2 protein-coding genes and 1 pseudogene are annotated in these 2,029 nt (G+C 43.9%); all 3 read right to left on the bottom strand.

Features of this window, described 5'->3' with window-relative positions; all coding sequences use genetic code 11:
• Positions 1-506: pseudogene (locus F6K49_RS43935) on the bottom strand (hypothetical protein); the annotation flags it as partial.
• Positions 499-855, bottom strand: a complete 357-nt coding sequence (locus tag F6K49_RS43930) for a hypothetical protein (RefSeq protein ID WP_293108127.1) — start codon at positions 853-855, stop codon at positions 499-501. The pseudogene F6K49_RS43935 and the gene F6K49_RS43930, both read right to left, overlap by 8 nt.
• A gap of 11 nt (positions 856-866) precedes the next feature.
• Positions 867-2,029 (bottom strand): CHAT domain-containing protein (locus F6K49_RS43925; RefSeq protein ID WP_293108124.1); only part of this gene is annotated, 1,163 nt, incomplete at its 5' end.

Here is a 2,029-nt window from a genome sequence, read left to right as displayed (position 1 = left end):
GCATCGGCTAACGTTCTATCTTCCTCGGGAGTGCCTACTGGTTCCCCATAGAGCACTAAGGTTTGTCCTAAAGAAGCTTGAATCTTGTTGGCTAGGAGGCACCCTTGGGGATTGAAGTGACTAAATTGACTGGCTGCAACAACGGTATTCTGGCAAGACAGGGTTAGGTCAAGGGCATAGGTATCATGAATTTTAACCGGATAGACCTGGACTATTAGAGCAGAGCCTGCTAGTTGCACTGGTGCAGTGTAGGTTAAGGGAGCATTCCCTGGGACTAACTCTAGGTAATGGCTTGCGATCGCTGTTTGGCTGGGAGGGGATGGTATTTTTTCCGGTAAGGATTTCAGCTCTGGGATACCTAGGGGTTGGCTGAGGTTAGCACAGTGTTGCCACAACTGATCCGCATCCTCTCGCAACTGTTCCAGTTCTTGGCTTAGGTCTTGGCAGAGATGGAAGGCATAAAGGGTGACGCTGGGGTTTTTGAGTCGCAAGGCAAAATCAGTCATCAGCGGGAGTGTTGGGTTCGGGGTTTTCTGGGGGAGAACTCTGACGGAGAACGTTGAGTAGTTCTTCTGTCAAGTTCTTTTCATACTCAGCTTTAGTTTCAGAAGTGGGGAAAGCGGCTCCAGCTGGCCTTTCATCACTTAGTTTCCTAGCCATTAGAGCTATCAAAGCATTATTAATGTCTGAGTGAGAAGCACACCAGCGAGTGATCTCATCGGCTAGCTGTTTAGTATCATTTCGGAATGAAGTAATTAATCCTTCGAGTTCCGTTCGTTCTGAGTCTTTAAACAACTCAGTTTCGGTGTCCAGTAGTTCTTTGAAAGCAGATAAAAATTGATTTTCTAATGCCATAGTCTTAACTCCTATTTACCAATCGCACAGAATGCAGCCCAATGAAATGGTGCCTCAAAGGGTTTATCGCTGTTATTAAAATTGTGAAAATTAGCCTTAGTTACGTATTTATCAACAAAAGTCAAAGGCAAATTATTAATGTACTCCTCTAATTCTTCTTTGGTACTATCCCGCAGCCATAATTGCGCTTGGTTAAGGGCAACTGCTAAAGGTATCTGCTCTCCCAGATTCTGATAAAATTTAATCATCAACAATGCTGTCGATAAATCCTTCACTGTCCACAGGCTACTAACTACCGCTGGACTTCCGGCAACTAAGAAACCACTGGGTAAACCAAAGTATTCATCGCTGATGTTGGTGTAATCAATCAATCCCGTCTCACAAGCAGAAAGGGTGACCAGGCGACATTGTTCTAGTTGTAACTCAAAGACTTGATCGATAGTCAGACATTTCTCTAGGTCAAAGATTTCCTCTTCACTTACCCGTAAATAGCGCTCCGAATTGGGTTCAGCAGATGCAGCTTTGTGGGCATTGGCCAGAATTAGAGCGGATTTACGTGGTTCTTCGTAGTTAAAGTAACCGTGACAGCTAAAATGTAAACAGTGGTAAGTGTTGAGAGCTTTGCTATCTATAGCGGCTTTGGTGGCATCATTTTCCACGAGTACTTCTATATCTGGTGGTTTGAAGTAGTGTTTGATGACTTCTACTTCGATGTTGGCGTAACTTAAGTCACCCGTGGGGTTTTGAACGGCAAACAGGTGGGTAAAGTCCGGGCGTTTTCTAGTTTGAGCAAGTTGGAGTAGTTGACAGCTAGGGGCGTAACTTACCCCTGCTGGAAAGCGATCCATCAGAATTTCAGATGTAGCTTCTTCCTGCTTACTGGTAATCGGTAAGGCATGAAGGGGCAACAAATGTAAATACTGATGGGGGATTAAAATTAAGCGATCGCACTCTGGAGGTATGTGCTGAATAATTTTATCAATGAGTAAAATTTCCGCCAGGGAATGTAGACGAGTAGTCAGGTGCTTTTCGTAATGGTATTTTTTGGTGGAGTAGGCTATTAAATATCCATTTGCCCAATCTACCAATTGACCTAAGTCTTTTAATTGAGAATGCCAAACTAGATTGCGGGTGAAGACGAAAGTGACCAGCTTATTCCGTGTAATGTAAAACA

The sequence above is a fragment of the Moorena sp. SIO3I6 genome (assembly GCF_010672095.1).
The sequence above is the reverse complement of the archived record's forward strand: the minus strand, read 5'-3'. Positions and strand labels throughout refer to the sequence as shown.

Coding starts and splice junctions, on each gene's coding strand:
- F6K49_RS43930 (WP_293108127.1), bottom strand. CDS start 855: ATGGCATTAGAAAATCAATTTTTATCTGCTTTCAAAGAACTACTGGAC.